This is a genomic window from Rhodococcus sp. 5G237, from assembly GCF_053764735.1.
This window is the reverse complement of the sequence record NZ_JBSNCD010000011.1, coordinates 182,363-195,638: the sequence shown is the minus strand read 5'-3', so window position 1 is coordinate 195,638 and position 13,276 is coordinate 182,363. Positions and strand designations below refer to the sequence as shown.

At 68.9% G+C, this 13,276-nt stretch carries 16 protein-coding genes; 8 read left to right on the top strand and 8 right to left on the bottom strand.

The window, feature by feature from the left end:
* Nucleotides 1–49 precede the first annotated feature (49 nt).
* From ACWPOC_RS23450 to ACWPOC_RS23440, 3 genes are all read left to right on the top strand, one after another.
* Nucleotides 50–979, top strand: a complete 930-nt coding sequence (locus ACWPOC_RS23450; protein ID WP_120283608.1) for an ATP-binding cassette domain-containing protein — start codon at nucleotides 50–52, stop codon at nucleotides 977–979.
* A complete protein-coding gene (locus ACWPOC_RS23445; protein WP_120280162.1) occupies nucleotides 979–1,758 on the top strand; it encodes an ABC transporter permease in 780 nt (259 codons plus the stop codon). The genes ACWPOC_RS23450 and ACWPOC_RS23445 overlap by 1 nt, the downstream gene beginning before the upstream one ends.
* A 92-nt stretch (nucleotides 1,759–1,850) precedes the next feature.
* Nucleotides 1,851–3,323: a M20/M25/M40 family metallo-hydrolase gene (locus ACWPOC_RS23440; protein ID WP_455409400.1), complete on the top strand. Its 1,473-nt coding sequence runs from the start codon at nucleotides 1,851–1,853 to the stop codon at nucleotides 3,321–3,323.
* 12 nt (nucleotides 3,324–3,335) lie between these two features.
* Here the strand turns inward: ACWPOC_RS23440 and thiD are convergent, their stop codons facing one another.
* Nucleotides 3,336–4,181: a bifunctional hydroxymethylpyrimidine kinase/phosphomethylpyrimidine kinase gene (gene thiD, locus ACWPOC_RS23435; RefSeq protein WP_120280161.1), complete on the bottom strand. Its 846-nt coding sequence runs from the start codon at nucleotides 4,179–4,181 to the stop codon at nucleotides 3,336–3,338.
* A gap of 158 nt (nucleotides 4,182–4,339) precedes the next feature.
* On the opposite strand from thiD, the gene ACWPOC_RS23430 reads away from it, so the two are divergent.
* Nucleotides 4,340–4,768 carry a GNAT family N-acetyltransferase gene (locus ACWPOC_RS23430; protein ID WP_120280160.1) on the top strand — a complete coding sequence of 143 codons (429 nt, stop codon included), beginning with the start codon at nucleotides 4,340–4,342 and terminating at the stop codon, nucleotides 4,766–4,768.
* 53 nt (nucleotides 4,769–4,821) lie between these two features.
* Here ACWPOC_RS23430 and ACWPOC_RS23425 read toward each other — a convergent pair whose 3' ends face one another.
* The 3 genes from ACWPOC_RS23425 to ACWPOC_RS23415 are packed head-to-tail and all read right to left on the bottom strand — an operon-like array spanning nucleotide 4,822 to nucleotide 7,231.
* Entirely contained in the window at nucleotides 4,822–5,625 is an 804-nt protein-coding gene (locus ACWPOC_RS23425; RefSeq protein WP_120280159.1) for an exodeoxyribonuclease III, read from the bottom strand.
* 18 nt (nucleotides 5,626–5,643) lie between these two features.
* Entirely contained in the window at nucleotides 5,644–6,609 is a 966-nt protein-coding gene (locus ACWPOC_RS23420; RefSeq protein ID WP_120280158.1) for an N-acetylglutamate synthase, CG3035 family, read from the bottom strand.
* Nucleotides 6,610–6,631: 22 nt separating this feature from the next.
* Complete coding sequence (locus ACWPOC_RS23415; RefSeq protein WP_120280157.1) at nucleotides 6,632–7,231, bottom strand: peptide deformylase; 600 nt, start codon at nucleotides 7,229–7,231, stop codon at nucleotides 6,632–6,634.
* 132 nt (nucleotides 7,232–7,363) lie between these two features.
* On the opposite strand from ACWPOC_RS23415, the gene ACWPOC_RS23410 reads away from it, so the two are divergent.
* The 4 genes from ACWPOC_RS23410 (at nucleotide 7,364) to ACWPOC_RS23395 (ending at nucleotide 10,392) form a co-directional block, all read left to right on the top strand.
* Entirely contained in the window at nucleotides 7,364–7,714 is a 351-nt protein-coding gene (locus ACWPOC_RS23410) for a DUF3263 domain-containing protein (RefSeq protein WP_016691601.1), read from the top strand.
* Between the two features lie 77 nt (nucleotides 7,715–7,791).
* On the top strand, nucleotides 7,792–8,436 hold the full coding sequence (locus ACWPOC_RS23405; RefSeq protein WP_120280156.1) for a LytR C-terminal domain-containing protein: 645 nt from the start codon (nucleotides 7,792–7,794) through the stop codon (nucleotides 8,434–8,436).
* A 91-nt stretch (nucleotides 8,437–8,527) separates the two neighbouring features.
* Complete coding sequence (locus ACWPOC_RS23400) at nucleotides 8,528–9,169, top strand: superoxide dismutase family protein (protein WP_455409399.1); 642 nt, start codon at nucleotides 8,528–8,530, stop codon at nucleotides 9,167–9,169.
* 101 nt (nucleotides 9,170–9,270) lie between these two features.
* Nucleotides 9,271–10,392, top strand: a complete 1,122-nt coding sequence (locus tag ACWPOC_RS23395) for a glutamate--cysteine ligase (protein WP_120280154.1) — start codon at nucleotides 9,271–9,273, stop codon at nucleotides 10,390–10,392.
* Between the two features lie 40 nt (nucleotides 10,393–10,432).
* Here the strand turns inward: ACWPOC_RS23395 and mnhG are convergent, their stop codons facing one another.
* Genes mnhG through ACWPOC_RS23375 form a run of 4 tightly spaced genes read right to left on the bottom strand, consistent with a single transcriptional unit; the run spans nucleotide 10,433 to nucleotide 13,153 of the window.
* Nucleotides 10,433–10,762 carry a monovalent cation/H(+) antiporter subunit G gene (gene mnhG / locus ACWPOC_RS23390; RefSeq protein ID WP_120280153.1) on the bottom strand — a complete coding sequence of 110 codons (330 nt, stop codon included), beginning with the start codon at nucleotides 10,760–10,762 and terminating at the stop codon, nucleotides 10,433–10,435.
* Nucleotides 10,759–11,019 carry a monovalent cation/H+ antiporter complex subunit F gene (locus tag ACWPOC_RS23385; RefSeq protein ID WP_060650582.1) on the bottom strand — a complete coding sequence of 87 codons (261 nt, stop codon included), beginning with the start codon at nucleotides 11,017–11,019 and terminating at the stop codon, nucleotides 10,759–10,761. Before ACWPOC_RS23385 ends, mnhG begins: the two co-directional genes overlap by 4 nt.
* Entirely contained in the window at nucleotides 11,016–11,564 is a 549-nt protein-coding gene (locus ACWPOC_RS23380) for a Na+/H+ antiporter subunit E (protein ID WP_120280152.1), read from the bottom strand. Before ACWPOC_RS23380 ends, ACWPOC_RS23385 begins: the two co-directional genes overlap by 4 nt.
* Nucleotides 11,564–13,153 (bottom strand): Na+/H+ antiporter subunit D, encoded by a 1,590-nt coding sequence (locus ACWPOC_RS23375; RefSeq protein ID WP_120280151.1) that lies wholly within the window; start codon nucleotides 13,151–13,153, stop codon nucleotides 11,564–11,566. Before ACWPOC_RS23375 ends, ACWPOC_RS23380 begins: the two co-directional genes overlap by 1 nt.
* Nucleotides 13,154–13,276: the final 123 nt, after the last annotated feature.

Here is a 13,276-nt window from a genome sequence, read left to right as displayed (position 1 = left end):
CCTGCGGCTCCGGGATGCGCTCGCCGGAGCCGCACGTAGGGTGGTGCGCATGATCGAAGTGACCGGCTTGACCAAGACCTTCGGGTCCACGACCGCGGTCGACGACCTGACGTTCACGGTCCGTCCCGGCATCGTCACCGGCTTCCTCGGCCCCAACGGGGCGGGGAAGTCCACCACGATGCGCATGATCCTGGGGTTGGACCGGCCGACCTCGGGAACCGCACTGATCGAAGGGAAGCCGTACAGCGAGCTGACACGGCCGCTCACCACCGTCGGGGCGCTGCTCGACGCGAAGTGGGTGCATCCCAACCGGTCGGCGCGGGCGCATCTCGCCTGGCTGGCCGCGTCGAACGGTCTGCCCGCCTCGCGCGTCGACGAAGTGCTGCGCCAGGTGGGTCTGACGGAGGTCGCGGGCAAGCGCGCCGGCGGCTTCTCGCTCGGCATGTCGCAGCGACTCGGTCTCGCCGCCGCACTGCTCGGCAACCCGCGCGTGCTGCTGTTCGACGAACCGGTCAACGGTCTCGACCCCGAGGGCATCGTGTGGATCCGGCGGTTCATGCAGGCGCTCGCCGCGGAAGGCCGCACGGTACTCGTGTCCAGCCACCTGCTCTCGGAGATGGCGCAGACCGCCGAACATCTCATCGTCATCGGCCGTGGACGGCTCATCGCCGACACCTCGGTGAAGGCGTTCGTCGACCGCGCCTCCGACTCGTTCGTCGTCGTGCGCAGCCCGCAGCTCGACGAGCTGCGCACCGCGCTCACCGAGCGCGGACACACCGTGCGGGAGGACGACGGCGCCCTGCACGTCTCGGGCGCTCCGGCCGCGGAGATCGGCGAACTCGCCGCGACCCGGTCGATCGTGCTGCACGAACTCGCGGGACGCAACGCGTCGCTCGAGGAAGCGTTCATGAAACTCACCGGTGGCGAGGTCGAATACCACGGATCCGGAGTCGACGACGTCATGAAGGGTGGATTGTGATGAGTACGGCGCTCGACACACTGCGGGCCGAACGGATCAAGCTCACGTCGGTGCAGTCTCCGCTGTGGTGCACCGTCGTCATCGTCGCCCTCGGCCTGGGTCTGGCCGCGATCCTCGGGTCGGTCTCCCGCGCATCGGCCGGGATGGACGACGAACTGGGACGGTTCTATCCGACCGTGGACGTCGCGGTCAGCGGCGTCACCGGCTTCGGCGTGCTGGTGCTCATGATCCTCGCGGCCCTGTCGGTCACCAGCGAGTACCGCTTCGGGGTCATCCGCACGACCTTCCAGGCCACCCCGAACCGCACCCTGCTCCTGACGATGAAGGCGCTGCTCATCGGCGTGCTGGGCGCGGTGCTGACACTCGCGGTCTCGTTCGGTGCCTTCTACCTCGCGAAGGCGCTGGCCGGGCCCGACGCAGGTCGCGAACTCGTCCTCAGCGGCGACACGGCGTGGCGCGCGGTCTACGGCACCGCGATCTACGCGTTCCTGTGTGTCTTCCTCGCGATCGGTGTGGGCACGCTGCTGCGGCAGTCGGCCGGCACGATCGCGCTGCTGATGCTGTGGCCGCTGCTGCTCGAGTCGTTGTTCGCGTTGTTCGGTTCGGTGGGGCGCGAAATCCAGCCGTTCCTGCCGTTCGCGAACGCGAACAATTTCCTGGGCATCGGACAGGGCATCGAATTCCATTGGGGTCCATGGGGTTCGCTCGTGTACTTCGCGGCCTTCTCGTTCCTGGTGTTCGCGGCCTCGCTCGTGGTGGTCAACCGCCGCGACGCCTGAGGTTCCGCCTCGGCACGCCCGAGGTACTGCTTCGACGCACTGTGCCGCACGGTTTCCCCGTGCGGCGCAGTGCTTTTTTGTACGCTCGGTCGATGGCGCGGGCGCAGACGAGATACGGCATGCGGGGAGCGGCGCTGATCGCCGCCGGTGTACTGCTGACGGCGGGATGCTCGGAGGCGGAGTTGGAGGCGCCGCCCGTCGACCCGACGGCGCTCGCCGACGCCGTGCAGCTCGATGCCGTCATGACGCACCTGACGGAACTCGAACGGATCGCCGGTGAGAACGACGGAAACCGTTCGCTCGGGACCCCCGGCTACGACGCGAGCGTCGACTACGTCGCCGGAGCCCTGCGCGACGCCGGATTCGACGTGCAGACACCGGAGTTCGACACGACCCTGTTCACCGTCGAGAACGAGCAGCTCACCGTCGACGGGGAGCCGATGGGCGTGAGCGCACTCGGCATGTCGCCGTCGACGGGACCGGAGGGGCTCACCGCGCGTGTCGTGCGCATCGCCCCCGACGACACCCCCGGTTGCGAGGCCACCGACTACGACGGCATCGACGCGACCGGCGCGGTGGTGATCGTCGATCGCGGCGTGTGCACCTTCGCCGTCAAGGAGCAGGTCGCCGCCGAACGGGGAGCGGCCGCGCTGCTCGTCGCCAACAACGAGGACGGCCCGCTCGCGGCCGCCGGTCTCGGGGCGGAATCGAACCCCCGCATCCCGGTCGGTGGGGTGGCCGGGGCCGACGCCGAGCGTCTGTCCGCCGCGACCACCGTGACGGTGACGCTCCAGACTCGCACCGAGGACCGGAAGTCGCGCAACGTGATCGCGCAGACGCGCACCGGTTCGACCGACGACGTGGTCGTCGTCGGCGCGCACCTCGACAGCGTCCCCGAAGGACCGGGGATCAACGACAACGGAACCGGCGTCGCCGCCGTCCTCGAGACCGCGCTGCAACTCGGCAGCGAGCCGGGCGTGACCAACGCCGTGCGGTTCGCGTTCTGGGGCGCCGAGGAGGTCGGACTGGTCGGCTCCACGAGGTACGTCGAGTCGCTGTCCGACGAGGAACGACTCGACATCGCCCTGTATCTGAACTTCGACATGCTCGGCTCGCCCAACGCCGGATATCTGGTGTTCGACGGCGACGACTCCGACGCCGTCGGTGAAGGACCCGGACCGGAGGGCTCGGCGGGTATCGAACGGACCTTCGCGAAGTTCTTCGACGAACGCGGAATCGAGGTCGGCGGAACGGATTTCGACGGCCGCTCCGATTACGGTCCGTTCGTCGCCTTCGGCATCCCCGCGGGCGGGGTGTTCACCGGCGCCGACGACGTCAAGACCCCCGAACAGGCCGACCTGTGGGGTGGCACCGCCGACCAGCCCTTCGACCCGAACTACCACACCCCCGAGGACACCCTGGCCGGCATCGACCGAGACGCGTTCGCCGCGGCGGCCGCCGCCGTCGCCTACGGCACGGCCGTCTACGCGAATTCGATCGACGGACCCGACGGGGTGCCCACCGGCGACCAGCGGGCCGAGGTGCGCGCCGAGTTCACCGAGTGAGAGCGGGCGCGGTCAGCGCTCGTGCAGGCGCCACAACGGGTTGACCGGGCCGTGGCCGTGACCGAGGTCGTAGGACCACTCGAGGCACTTCGTGATCCATTCCTTCGCGAACTCGACGGCCTCGGGCACCGACCGGCCGTGCGCGAGAGCCGACGCGATCGCGGCCGCGAGCGTGTCGCCGCCGCCGTGGTCGTTACCGGTCTCGATGCGCGGCGTGCTGAACTCGAGGAAACGGTCGCCGTCGAACAGCAGGTCGGTGCTCTTCTCCGAGCTGCGCAGGTGACCGCCCTTGACGATCACCCACTGGGCGCCGAGCGCATGGAGCGCTTCGGCGGCGCGCCGTGCCGACGCGTCGTCGACGACGTCGATGCTCGTGATCAGCCGTACCTCGTCGAGATTCGGGGTGACGACGGTGGCGAGGGGGATGAGCACCCCGCGGATCGCGTCGAGCGCGTCGGAGTGCAACAGCGGGTCGCCGTGCATCGAGGCGCAGACCGGGTCGACGACGAGCGGCACCTCCATGTCGCGGCCGATGCCCACCTCGGAGCACACCTGCGCGACGGCCTCGATGATCTGCGTGGAGGCGAGCATGCCCGTCTTCGCTGCGGACACCCCGATGTCCTCGACCACGCACCGCACCTGGTCGGCCACGGTCTCGGCGGGGATCTCATGGAATCCGCGGACGCCGACGGAGTTCTGGACGGTCACGGCGGCCACCGCGACGCATGCGTGCACACCGCACATCGCCATCGTGCGGGAGTCGGCCTGGATGCCGGCTCCGCCTCCGGAGTCGGTGCCGGCGATGGTGAGGGCTCGAACCGGGGTCTCGCCTCGAGGCGACAGGGGCAGAAGGTCCACGCGGACACCCTACCGAGGGTGTGTTCGATCACGGCCGGGCGGCGCTGAGGCGGGTGCACTTTGCGAAACACGACAGCGTTGCCGCCGGTGGCCGCCTCGTTGCTCTATAGTGGCATAGGTCACAGTTCGATCACGCAACACCCCCATTGGAGGCGCTCATGAACACGAGTTCGCCGGACCTCGCCGTGTCGGACAACGCCGACCAGAACCGGTTCGAACTGCGCCTCAACGGCGATCTCGTCGGCATCCTGGGGTACTACGACTTCGAACGCGCTCCGGCGCCGAACCCGCCGGTCGTCGACTTCATGCACACCGTGATCGTCGAGGATTTCGGCCATCGGGGTCTCGCGGCCGTCCTCGTCGGTGGTTCGCTCGATCTCGCGCGCAGCCGAGGTTGGCGGGTGCGACCGGTGTGCACCTATGTGCAGCGGTTCCTGTCGTCGCACGAGAACTACCGCGACGTCGTCGTGGCTCTCGAGCCGCCGCGCACGGAACCCAAGCGCACGGAAGCTCAGCGCACGGAACCCCAGCGCAAGGAGAATCGGCGCAGGCAACCGCAGCGCAAGGTGCCCGCCCGCAAGGCCTGATGCCTGCGCGGGCGGTTCACCCGGCCAGGAATCCGCTCAGCGATCGAATCCGCTCAGAGGTCGAGGTCGACGATGACCGGTGCGTGGTCGCTCGCGCCCTTGCCCTTGCGTTCGTTGCGGTCGATCTCGGCGCCCGTCACCCGTGCCGCGAAGGCCGGTGATCCGAGGACGAAGTCGATCCGCATGCCCTGCTTCTTGGGGAAGCGCAGCTGGGTGTAGTCCCAGTAGGTGTACACCCCGGGGCCGGGCGCGTACGGACGGACGACGTCGGTGTAGCCGACCTCGGCGAACGCGTGGAAGGCGTCGCGCTCGGGCTGCGAAGTGTGCGTCTTGCCCTCGAAGAAGGCCGGATCCCACACGTCGTCGTCGGTGGGGGCGACGTTCCAGTCGCCGACCAGCGCGATGGGCTGCTCGGGCGCTGCGGTGGCCCACGCGTGCGCGTCGGCGCGCAACTTGGCGAGCCAGTCGAGCTTGTAGGTGTAGTGCGGGTCGTTCAGATCGCGGCCGTTGGGGACGTACAGGCTCCACACGCGCACACCCGCGCACGTCGCGCCGATCGCCCGCGCTTCGAGCGCCGGATCGACCTCCGGGTCCTTGGAGAAACCGGGCTGGTCCTCGAAGCCGATCTGCACGTCGTCGAGGCCCACGCGCGACGCGATGGCCACACCGTTCCACTGGCTCAGTCCGACGTGCGCGACGCGGTAGCCGAGTTCCTCGAAGCGTTCGTACGGGAACTGCTCGTCCTTGCACTTGGTTTCCTGCATCGCGAGCACATCCGTGTCGGTTCGCTGCAACCAGTCGAGGATGCGGTCGGTACGGGCACGGACGGAGTTCACATTCCAGGTAGCAAGGCGCACACGCCCACTGTAGGCGACCTATCCGACGGGTTCGGAGGCGTACCGGTAGCGGTGGTGGTCGACGAAGCCGAGTTCGCGATACAGGGCGCGCGCCGCGGTGTTCGACTCCTCGACCTGCAGATATGCGTGGGTCGCGCCTTGCTCGCGTGCCCAGCGCAGCAGGGCGCCGCACACGAGTGTGCCGAGTCCGCGACGCCGGTGTTCGGGAGCGACCTCGACGGTCGACAGACCCACCCAGCGGCGTCCGTCCGGCGCGTCGGTGATCGCCGCGCGGCAGATCGCGAGGGGCGGCTGCCCGGGTGCTCCGATGCGGCCGAACCCGAGGATCCCCGCGGCCACCGAGCCGAGCACGTCCTGCGCGAGCAGCGGGTCGGCGTCGGCGCGGTGGAGCGACATCCAGTCGGCGTCCGGCCGGTCGGTGATCGTGACGGGGGTGAGCTCCGGCGGCAAGGGGACGTTCGCGAGGTCGGCGCCCATCACGAGTACCGGCTCCGAGGTCGGCCACCCCTCGGGGACCCGGGCGAGGCGATCGGGTACCAGCAGTCGCAGCGGCAGTCCGCGCGCCGCGAACCATTCGCGGAGCCGGGCGCGGACGGCCGGATCGGCGGGGTCGGCCACGGTGCCGCGTTCACCCAGCGGCGTCGCCGAATTGGCGCGCCGGGTGAAACCGTGCCCGGCGCGCACGAGCCAGCCGTCCACCCAGGCCGATTCGAGACCGGGCCACCCCGCGGCGGCGGCGTGCTCGAGCGCGCGGATCTCCGAGACGCGGATCGGCCGCGCCGCGATCGGCTTGAGCGCGACGACCGAGGTGGGGGACACCTGGACGACACGACCGTCGGCGGTGCGCACCGAGACCACCGGTTCGACGGAGACGAGTTCACCGATGACGTCGGTCATCGGGTGGCTGTAGCCGGCGGGCAGGCGGTACCGCAGCACCACCCGGGTGCCGAGGGGTACGGAGGGGGCCGGACGGTCGGTCGTCATCGACGGTTCGCCGGTCGCCTCGTCAGTCGTCCTCGTCGTCGTGGCCGAACGGGTCCTCCACCGAACCGGGGAGCCAGGTCAGACCCGGGACACCCCAGCCGGCACGCTTGATGGTCTTCTTCGCGGCGCGGGCGTTGCGCCCGATCAGGACGTCGACGTACAGGAAGCCGTCGAGGTGCCCGACCTCGTGCTGCAGCATGCGAGCGAAGAATCCGTGGCCCTCGATCTCGACGGGCTCACCGTTCTCGTCGGTACCGGTGACCTTCGCCCAGTCGGCGCGACCGGTGGGGAAGTTCTCGCCGGGCACGGACAGGCAGCCCTCGAGATCGTCCTCGGGGTCGGGCATCGTCTCGGGGATTTCCGAGGTCTCGAGGATCGGGTTGACGACGACGCCACGCCGGCGCGCGACCTTGCCGGACTCGTCGCGGTCGGGGCAGTCGTAGACGAACAGCCGCTTGTCGACACCGACCTGGTTGGCGGCGAGGCCGACGCCGTTGGCCGCGTCCATCGTCTCGAACATGTCGGCGATCAGCTGAGCGAGTTCGGCGGGTGACTCGGTCACCGGCCGGGTCGGGTTGTGCAGGACGGGGTCGCCGACGATGACGATGGGAAGAATGGCCATGGTGACACAGGATAATGGGATCGACTCGCGGCGTTCTCGAACCGGTATGTGTCCCCACCCCGTGATTGAATGACTTCCGCCGAGACGCAAGGACTCTTCGTCACGGTGTGATCCAGCCAGTCGAGGAGGGAAATGGACGGCGCAGCAGCGCACGGCAACGACCGGTCCGATCTCGTGTCCCCGCAGGGCGACGGCGCATCCGCGCAGGAGCCCACCGGCGACGAGGCGAACGGCCTGAGCCGTCGCGATCTCGACATCCTGGCGTTCGAACGGCAGTGGTGGAAGTACGCCGGTGCCAAGGAGGACGCCATCAAGGAACTCTTCGGTCTCTCCGCCACCCGCTACTACCAGGTGCTCAATGCTCTGGTGGATCGTCCCGAGGCGCTCGCCGCCGATCCGATGCTGGTCAAGCGGCTGCGGCGGTTGCGTGCGAGCCGTCAGAAGGCCCGCGCGGCCCGCCGGCTCGGTTTCGACACCCGCTAGACGGGCGGCTTCCGGGCCGGATACTGCAATGTCGACACGCGCGGCCGGTCGGCAGCGCTGCGTGTGCTCGGGCAACTATGGTCGAGGTCGTGAGCAGAACCCCCGAGATCCCCAGCCGCGCGCCCGCACCCTCGGGACCGCCTCTGCGTGCGTTCGCGATGGTCCTGATCTCCCTGGGCATCCTGTTCGCAGGTCTGGGTTTCGCTTCGCTCGGTGATTCCGACGACGAACCCGCTCCCACGGCGGCACCCACCACGACGACCGCCGCAGCGCCGAGCGCACCGTCGCCGCGCTCGGCCGCGGTGCCCAACGTGCCCGCGCCCGCTGCCGCGAACGGGGGCACGTCCGCCGCCGGAACCGGCGCGACCACCACCGCGGCCGCGTCCTCGGTTCCCTCCCTGCCCGTGGCGAGCGGAACCTCCTTCGCCTCCGACACCTCGGCCGCCGCGACGGCACCGGTCCGCGTGTTCAACAACTCCGAGATCGCGGGCCTGGCCGCGCAGACCGCCACCTACCTCGAGGACGAGGGCTTCACCATCACCGAAACCGGCAACTACAGCGAGGGCCTACTGCCGCAGACCTCGGTGTTCTACGGGACGTCGCCCGGCGAGCAGCAGACCGCGACGGCCGTCGCGGAGTCGCTCGGGGTCACCGCGCAACCGCGCTTCGAGGGCATCCGCAATGCCGCCCCCGGAGTGATCGTCATCGTCACTTCGCCGTAGCGCCGGAACCGTGTCGGTCCGCCACCGGGTGGGTGCCGGAGACGCCCGGTTATGATCGGGTGACTTTTCGGCACTTCGAAGGAGCGGTTTGATGGTCTCCAGTTCCACCCGTCGCATGTCCTGGCGTGCTCTGGCCCCGATCGTCGCGATCGCCGCGGTGGGCCTGACTGCGTGCTCGAACAGCGAGGAGGCGAGCACCGAGCCGGGGACGACGCCGCCGGTGTGGACGGGATCCGCCGCACCCGCTTCCGAGGCCCACGGCGACGACCACGGCACCGAGGGCGGCAGCGAGTCGCACGCCGGTGGCTCCGCCACCGCTGCTGCGCTCACCGCCGAGCTCACCACGGTCGACGGCGAGTCGGCCGGCACCGTGTCGTTCGCCGAGAACGGCGGCAACATCGAGGTGACCGTCGACGTCGAGGGTCTCGAGCCCGGCTACCACGGTGTCCACATCCACGAGTTCGGCCGTTGCGAGGCCGAGTCCACCGCTCCGGACGGTGGCGAGCCCGGAGCGTTCCTGTCCGCCGGCGCCCACCTGCAGGCCGGTGGCAACACCTCCGTCCCGGAGAGCGGCGACCTGGTTTCGCTCGTCGTCCGTGAGGACGGCACCGCCACCGCCACCGTCACCACCTCGGCCTTCGGCCTCGAGGACCTCGAGGGTGAGGACGGCACTTCGGTGGTCGTGCACCAGGACAACCTCGGCGCACGCCTCGCGTGCGGCGTCATCGAGTGACCGGAGTCCGAATCTCCTGAGACTCGATCTCGCAGGTAATTCCCGACACAGGGCCCCGCAGACGGACATCCGTCGGCGGGGCCCTGTGGTTGGATCGAGACGTGGCAGTCGCGTTTCCGGGATCACCCCGTCCCACGATCGGCGTGGAATGGGAGATCGCTCTGGTGGACAAGACCACCCGCGATCTCTCGAACAGCGCGGCGGTCGTCTTCGACAGGGTGAAGGAGATCGCGGGGGAGACCCCGCGGTTGACCAAGGAGTTCCTGCGCAACACCGTCGAACTCGTCACCGGCGTCCACGACACGGTCGCCGAGGCGGTCGACGACCTGTCCGAGTCGCTGTCGCTGCTGCGACGTGCCGCCGACCCGAACGGCGTGGACCTGATGTGCGCCGGTACCCACCCGTTCGCGCAGTGGACCGACCAGACCGTCACGCCTTCCCCGGACTACGACGAGATGATCAACCGCACCCGCTGGTGGGGACGGCAGATGCTCATCTGGGGAGTGCACGTCCATGTGGGGATCTCTTCGGCGGAGAAGGTCATCCCGATCCTCAACGCCATGCTCGTGAAGTATCCCCACATGCTCGCGTTGTCGGCCTCGTCGCCGATCTGGGCGGGCTACGACACGGGCTACGCGAGCAACCGCGCGCTGATGTTCCAGCAGTTGCCGACCGCCGGTCTGCCCTATCACTTCGCCGACTGGCCGCAGTACGCGGAGTTCATCGCCGACCAGCTCAAGTCCGGAGTCATCAGCCACCCCGGGGGCATGCACTGGGACATCCGGCCGGCGCCGAAATGGGGCACCCTCGAGGTCCGGGTCTTCGACGGCATCACCAACCGCGCAGAACTGGCCGCCCTCGTCGCGTTCGTGCATTCGCTCGTCGTCTACTTCGACGAATGTCTCGAACGGGGCGAGGAACTGCCCGTGCTGCAGCCGTGGCACGTCAAGGAGAACAAGTGGCGTGCGGCGCGCTACGGACTCGACGCGGAGGTCATCCTCGACCCGGTGTGCACCGAGCGGCTGGTCACCGACGACCTGAACGATCTGCTCGAGCAGATCATGCCCACCGCGGTGCGGCTCGGCTGCGCCGACGAACTCGCGCGGGTCGCGGACATCCCGGTGCGGGGAGCGTCCTATCAGCGTCAGCGGCGGCTCGCGGAACGGACGGACGGCGATCTCGTCGCGGTGGTGGACTCGCTCGTGCAGGAACTGAAGGAGTGATCGGCCGAGGACGTCCCGGCCGTCAGGCCCTCATCGGTTGTCAGGCACCGCCGGGAGCGTCCTCGTCGAGCAGACCGTCGCGACCGAGCTGCTCCCGGTAGGCGACGCGGCCGACCCGGTGGGCGATCACGGGGGCGGTGAGCACCATGAACATGCCCGCCAGGGCCATCATCCAGATATCGACCGAACTACGCAGGATGATCATGGAACCGCCCAGCACGAACAACAGACCCACCACCTGGGGCTTCGTGGCAGGGTGCATGCGCGACAGGGTGTCGCGGAAACGCACCACGCCGATCGCGGCGGTCAGCGAGATGACCGCCCCGATGAGGATCAGGATGTGGGCGAAGGTGTCGATGATCGTCGTCATCCTTCGTCACGCACCCGGAATCGAGCCACGGACACCGATCCGATGAAGCCGACCAGGGCCAGCGCCACGGTGGCGGGCAGCACCGATGTGTCGCGTGTGTACACCGCCCAGATCGCGATGCCGCAGATGCCGAGCGCGAGCAGGGCATCCACGCCGACGAGCCGGTCGAGGGAGTTGGGACCCGCGATCACGCGGTAGGTGATCAGGACCGCGGAGACGAACAACAGTGCCCCCGCGATCGCCAGTGTCACGGTCACGTCAGTTCCTCCGTTCCGCTGCGCCAGGGGCTGGCCTGCCATTCCGACTCGCGTTCGAACGTCCGGATGAGAAGGCGCTCGATGAGGCGGGCGGAACGGTAGAAGTCGGCCACGGCCTTGTCGGTACTCACGTCGAGGACGTGCACGTACATGATCCGCCGCACCTGGTCGATCTCGAGCACCATGGTGCCCGGGATGTTGTTCATGATGTCCGTCCACAGTGTCAGCACCAGGTCGGACTTGATGGTGAGCCGGCAGCGCAGCACGCCGGTGACCGGCGGCGGGGAAGGCCGGATCGCGAGCCACGCCACGTTGATCGTCGAGCGGATGGTCTCGCCGAAGATCACCGCACCGAGTCGCATCGCAGACCACACGTGCAGGCGACCTTCGACGGGCACACGCGGCAGCGGCAGCACGAACATGACGACGAGCGAGACGGCCATGCCGCCGAGAATGTTGGCGATGCTGAAGGTGCCCCACAGCAGCACCCACACCAGGGTCGTCCATCCCAGAACGAACAGCCGCAGGACATTGGCACGTTTCATCATTCCTGCTCACCCCCCAGCACGGCCTCGATGTACACCGTGCGGTCGCGCAGGTTCTCCGCGGCACGGTTGCTGATGTCGAGCAGGGGACCGGCGAAGACCGTCAACGACACACCGATCGCGACGAGCCAGACCGTGGGGACGAGCATCGCCGCCGGCATCCGGCCGACGTCCGGGCGTTCCTCGAAGGAGATGTCGGTGGCGGATTCGTCGATCAGCGCCGAGGGGCCGATGTCGGCGAGGTCGCCTTCGGGGGCGTCGGCGCGTGCCCGCCAGAATGCCTTCGTCCAGATACGCGCCACGACGTACAGCGTCAGGAGGCTGGTCAGGACACCACCGGCGACGAGGACCCAGGCGAGGACCGAACCGTCCTCCGCGCCGGCCTGCAGCAGGGCGACCTTGCCGATGAATCCGGAGAACGGCGGGATACCGCCCAGGTTGAGCGCCGGGATGAGGAACAGGACCGCCAGCAGCGGGGACATGAGCGCGAGGCTGCCGAGGCGTCGCAGCGAGGCCGACCCGGCCTGGCGTTCGATGAGACCCACCACGAGGAAGAGGGTGGTCTGCACGAGGATGTGGTGGCCGACGTAGTAGACGGCGCCCGCGAGACCGGTCTGCGACGACAGCGCGACGCCGAAGATCATGTAGCCGATGTGGCTGACGAGCGTGAACGACAGCAGACGCTTGATGTCGTTCTGCGCGATCGCGCCGAGGATGCCGATGATCATCGTGAGCAGACCTGCGACGAGCAGGACGTCGTCGAGTTCGCCGCCCGGGAACAGCAGGGTGTGCGCCCGGATGATCGCGTACACACCGACCTTGGTCAGCAGGCCGGCGAAGACGGCCGTGACCGGCGCGGGCGCGGTGGGGTAGGAGTCGGGAAGCCACGACGACAGCGGGAAGACCGCGGCCTTGATACCGAAGGCCACGAGCAGCACACCGAAGATCGCGGCCCGGGTGCCCGGTGAGATCTCGTCCATCCGCAGTGCCATCTGGGCGAGGTTCAAGGTGCCCGTGGCGGCGTAGGCGAAGGCGATGCCCACGAGGAAGACCAGCGAGGACACCATCGAGACCATGACGTACGAGACGCCCGCGCGGACGCGGTCGGCGCTCGCGCCCAGGGTCAGCAGGACGAACGAGGCGGCGAGGAGCACCTCGAAGCCGACGAAGAGGTTGAACAGGTCGCCTGCGAGGAAGGCGATGTTGACGCCCGCGGTGAGCGCGAGATAGGTCGGCAGGAAGATCGAGACGGGCTGCTGCTCGTTGCCGTCGTGGATACCCTGACCGACCGCGTACAACATCACCGACAGCAGCACGATCGCCGAGACGACCAGCATCAACGCCGACAATCGGTCGACGACCAGCGAGATGCCGATCGGCGCCTCCCACCCACCGATCTGCAGTACCGCGATGCCGTCGGCGTCTGCGTAGTACAGCAGCGCCACACACACGACGAGCGAGGCGACCAGCGCGAAGACGGTGATCCACCGCTGAACGCGCGGACGGCGGCCGACGATCAGGGTCGCGGCTGCGGCGAGCAACGGGATGAGGACGGGGAGGGGAACGAGGTTCGCGACGCTCAGGTTCATCGGCGATCCTCCTTCCCGTTCTTCTCGTCGTCTCCGGTCCGCTCGCCCTCGGCAGGGTCGGGGGCCTCGGGGTCGGGATCGTCCGCACGGACGGCCTCGTCGACCTCACCGGCACGGACGGCT

Bases quoted from the DNA above. Each gene is read 5' to 3' on its own strand.
- ACWPOC_RS23400 (WP_455409399.1), top strand. From the start codon at position 8,528: ATGGTCTCCAGTTCCACCCGTCGCATGTCCTGGCGTGCTCTGGCCCCG.
- ACWPOC_RS23380 (WP_120280152.1), bottom strand. From the start codon at position 11,564: ATGAAACGTGCCAATGTCCTGCGGCTGTTCGTTCTGGGATGGACGACC.
- ACWPOC_RS23410 (WP_016691601.1), top strand. From the start codon at position 7,364: ATGGACGGCGCAGCAGCGCACGGCAACGACCGGTCCGATCTCGTGTCC.
- ACWPOC_RS23440 (WP_455409400.1), top strand. From the start codon at position 1,851: ATGGCGCGGGCGCAGACGAGATACGGCATGCGGGGAGCGGCGCTGATC.
- mnhG (WP_120280153.1), bottom strand. From the start codon at position 10,762: ATGACGACGATCATCGACACCTTCGCCCACATCCTGATCCTCATCGGG.
- ACWPOC_RS23430 (WP_120280160.1), top strand. From the start codon at position 4,340: ATGAACACGAGTTCGCCGGACCTCGCCGTGTCGGACAACGCCGACCAG.
- ACWPOC_RS23450 (WP_120283608.1), top strand. From the start codon at position 50: ATGATCGAAGTGACCGGCTTGACCAAGACCTTCGGGTCCACGACCGCG.
- ACWPOC_RS23420 (WP_120280158.1), bottom strand. From the start codon at position 6,609: ATGACGACCGACCGTCCGGCCCCCTCCGTACCCCTCGGCACCCGGGTG.
- ACWPOC_RS23375 (WP_120280151.1), bottom strand. From the start codon at position 13,153: ATGAACCTGAGCGTCGCGAACCTCGTTCCCCTCCCCGTCCTCATCCCG.
- ACWPOC_RS23405 (WP_120280156.1), top strand. From the start codon at position 7,792: ATGGTCGAGGTCGTGAGCAGAACCCCCGAGATCCCCAGCCGCGCGCCC.
- ACWPOC_RS23445 (WP_120280162.1), top strand. From the start codon at position 979: ATGAGTACGGCGCTCGACACACTGCGGGCCGAACGGATCAAGCTCACG.
- ACWPOC_RS23415 (WP_120280157.1), bottom strand. From the start codon at position 7,231: ATGGCCATTCTTCCCATCGTCATCGTCGGCGACCCCGTCCTGCACAAC.